The sequence below is a fragment of the Mesorhizobium sp. M1A.F.Ca.IN.022.07.1.1 genome, assembly GCF_003997575.1.
GTDB lineage: Bacteria > Pseudomonadota > Alphaproteobacteria > Rhizobiales > Rhizobiaceae > Mesorhizobium.
The window spans coordinates 1,984-5,371 of record NZ_RZST01000369.1 but is presented as its reverse complement, the minus strand read 5'-3'; the positions used below and the strand labels follow the sequence as shown (position 1 = coordinate 5,371).

The 3,388-nt window shown below is 64.2% G+C and carries 2 protein-coding genes, 2 pseudogenes and 1 riboswitch; of the genes and pseudogenes, 1 reads left to right on the top strand and 3 read right to left on the bottom strand.

Annotation, left to right across the window (positions count from 1 at the left end; genetic code table 11):
- Positions 1-238, top strand: a pseudogene (locus EOA75_RS34255) (histidine kinase); the annotation flags it as partial.
- A 533-nt stretch (positions 239-771) separates the two neighbouring features.
- Here the strand turns inward: EOA75_RS34255 and EOA75_RS27985 are convergent.
- The 3 genes and pseudogenes from EOA75_RS27985 to EOA75_RS27975 all read right to left on the bottom strand — a co-directional run.
- On the bottom strand, positions 772-1,839 hold the full coding sequence (locus tag EOA75_RS27985; RefSeq protein WP_127325683.1) for a HoxN/HupN/NixA family nickel/cobalt transporter: 1,068 nt from the start codon (positions 1,837-1,839) through the stop codon (positions 772-774).
- 89 nt (positions 1,840-1,928) lie between these two features.
- Positions 1,929-2,120, bottom strand: a riboswitch (cobalamin riboswitch).
- Between the two features lie 81 nt (positions 2,121-2,201).
- Entirely contained in the window at positions 2,202-2,609 is a 408-nt protein-coding gene (locus tag EOA75_RS27980) for a DOPA 4,5-dioxygenase family protein (RefSeq protein ID WP_095802577.1), read from the bottom strand.
- A 239-nt stretch (positions 2,610-2,848) separates the two neighbouring features.
- Positions 2,849-3,388: pseudogene (locus EOA75_RS27975) on the bottom strand (hypothetical protein); the annotation flags it as partial.

The following is a 3,388-nucleotide window of genomic DNA, read 5'->3' as shown; positions in this document are numbered from 1 at the left end:
CGAGCTGGTCTGGGAGGAACATTTTTCCGAACCGGCCGCGGCCGCCGATGCCAAGCCGCACAAAGGCTTCGGCAGCGTCGTTCTCCAGCGCGTCGTCCCCACCAGCCTCTCCGGCAGCGCCTGCATGGAACGGCTGCCCGGCCTCGTTCGCTGGACGCTCTCGGCGCCGCTCGCCAACGTGGTCGTCGCCGGCGGGGCGGAGCTCGACCCCGATGAGCAGATCGCCGGGCTGACGTGAGGCCGGTTGCATCCTGGGAGACCGAACAGGGCGGCTCGCCGCCACGTCGGAAGCTCGCTGGCGCCGCCGAGCCCTCGCCGTAGCGCCGTACGCCGAATGGCTTGCGCTGCTCCCATTTTTGCTTTCCCCTTCCCCGCTTTTTTAGAACAGAAAAGCGCCAGCTTTTCTGTTCTGGACTCTGGATATTTGGACTGGATACTGGCTTATGGATTATGGGACTTATCCCAGGCCTTAACCCCTGGCTTATCCAAGCGCAGAATTCCGTCACACTTCCAAAGGCTTGGGCTACGGGTCCTCAGCATGCCTTTGAAGCGCGTGCGCACGGGCCGGCTATCTCCTGTTGCTGTCTGGCCAACAGTGAACAAAATAGGAACAAAAATGTCAAGGCGAGCACCGCTGACGGGGCGGCGATCGACCTTTGCCGTCATCGGCTTCCCGATGCCGAGGCATTCAAGGAGGCAGGCTGGCAGCCCGCCGGCGTCTGATGGCAGAGAGATGCGGCTGGTCTGCTGCAGCCAGCCGCAGCCGGCGGTTTATGAATTCTTTGCTGCGGATGCGCTCTCCACATCATCCAGCCCCTTGGCCTTGTAGACGAGGTAGGAGATCGCCCAGGCGGCGATGAAGATGCCGATAATGGCGAAGCCCAGATTGTTGAAATTGTCGTTGAGCGTGCCGACGCCGTTCCAGAAGCCGCCCGACAGACCGAGCTTGTCACCGATCAGGCCGAGCGCCTCGATGCCGCCGATCAGTACTGCGACAAGGACCGACACCAGGGTGATCGTCATGTTGTAGTACAGTTTGCGGATCGGCTTGACGAAGGCCCACTCATAGGCGCCGAGCATCATCACACCATCGGTCGTGTCGACCAGTGACATACCGGCCGCGAAAAGCACCGGGAAGACCAGAATGGCTTCGAACGGCACGCCCTTGGCCGCTTGTGCCGCGGACACGCCGAACATGGCGACTTCGGTCGCGGTGTCGAAACCAAGGCCGAATAGGAAACCAAGTGGGAACATGTGCCAGCTGCGCGACACCAGCCGGAACATCGGGCGGAAGACGCGCGCCAGGAAGCCGCGATTGTTGAGCAGCAGGTCCAGGTCCTCCTCGACAAACGGCCCACCGGCCCGCACCCGCCGATAACTTCTGTAGATCGAGAAGAAGATGACGATGTTCATCGCCGCGATGGCGAGCAGGAAGAGTGCGGAAACGCCGGTACTGATCGTGCCGCCAATCTCCTGAAGGCTCTGGAAACGGCCGAGCAGGGACGTTGCCGCCGCGATAGCCGCAGCGACGATGACGACGATCGTCGAATGGCCGAGTGCGAAAAAGAAGCCGACGGAGACCGGCCGTTTGCCGTTCTGCATCAGCTTGCGCGTGACATTGTCGATGGCCGCTATGTGGTCGGCATCGACGGCATGGCGCAAGCCGAGGCCATAAATGACGAGAGCGACGCCAAGCAATGTCGGCTTGTCGTGGAAGGCGACGAAAGCCCACAGCCACGCCCCGACGTTGAGAATGGCGAGCGCCCCGTAGATTGTAATCAGCCTGGCCTTCAGGTCCGGCGCGGTTTTGTTCAGCATTTTCGATAGTTGGATCAGCATGGTTCTGCCTTTGACGTTGCCTGTCATTGCAGGGAACTCGCCCCGCCCTCCGGCCAGGCGCGCACACCGGATCACCCCGTCCGATGTTCTGCTTTGACGTCCATGATGGCAGGTCTCCTGGCTCGCGGATTCCCGCCGCTTTCGCCTTCCCGGCCCATGCAGCCAGTGGCATCGTGAAACCGGCATGCCGCTTACAGTTGCGGGGGCAGCCACGGCTTTGGATTTCTCCGCACCGCGTTCCCTTTTGATCCCCGAAGGGAACCATCAGCGCGAATTCGCCACACCGCGATTGGTCAGTCAATCGACAACTCCGCCGGCCAGCCGCCTCTCACGCCATCGTGACGAGATCGCCGCGCCCCCCCTCACACCCCCAGCGTCGGCTCGGTATTCACCTCCAGCGCTTCCTCTGCCTCGTCCTCCTCGCCAAGCACGTCGCCCTTCACCGGCAGTGCCCGGCCGATCCAGATCGGGTCGATAAGGTGGTCGCGCTTGGGGTTGGTGGTGTTGGGATGGATGAGGATGCTCAGGCCGCCGTGGTTCAGCATCAGCCAGGGAACCAGCGTGGCAAAGATCTCGGTGGCGAAGGAGACCTGGTACATGGCTTGCTGGTGCGGGCCGACCGGCTCGTCGCGCCAGTTGCCCAGGCGCACGCGGAAGCGCTCTGCGATGCGCTGGCGCAGCCATTCGGCATGCTGCCGCTCGGCCTCCCCGCCGTAGTAGATATGGGCGTGATAGCTGGCGATCTCGGCGATCGGCCTGACTTCGTTCATCGCGATGCTCCCCTTCGACGATTTTTTTGCGCCCGGCGGAACTCTAGCCGAAGCGCGGGCGCCTTGTCTGCAGCCGGCTGAGGTCCGCGCCTGCGGTCGGCAGGGTTATCGGATATGGCGCTCCCCCGCTCCGTCTCGGCTGCGCCGAGCCACCTCTTCCCCACCTTGTGGGGCGGGGAAATGCCAACCGCCGAGGTTGCAACCGGCAGGAAGGATGGCAACGGCCGTTGTGCCTTTGCCTAAATCACCGCGGTGACCGCGCCCTTCGCATTTAGGCGACAGCCGACTTTCGCCTGCCTCACTTCGATGCCGCCCCGCCCGTCATAGTCTATGCGCACCTCGATCGGCGCGTTGAGCCCGCTTCGGCGTTGACGCAAGGGGCCGGCGCTGACCGTGTAAACACGCACGGCGCCGAGGGGCTTGGCGGCCGCCGCGATCGCGGCGCGACAGGCGCGCACTACGGCGGCCGGCGTGCCGGGTATCGCCTTCGGAGGTGACAGCGGCGCGATGCGATAGCCTTTGGTGACCCGCCGGAGGTCGCCGCCGGCGGATCTGGAGGGCCTCAGCACTGGAGGCAGCACAATGGTCTGCGTCGCGCTTTTGGCCAAAGCAGGGGCTGTCGGCACCGCGGCCGGGTTCTGCGCAGAGGCAGCCGATCCGCTGACGGCGGAAGGATCGTCGCCCGCGGCGGCGGCGCCCACGCTTGTCGACACGCCTGTGCTGGTGCTGCCCAGATTGCCGCCGGCACTGACGCCACGCGATCCGCCGCCGCTCGATGC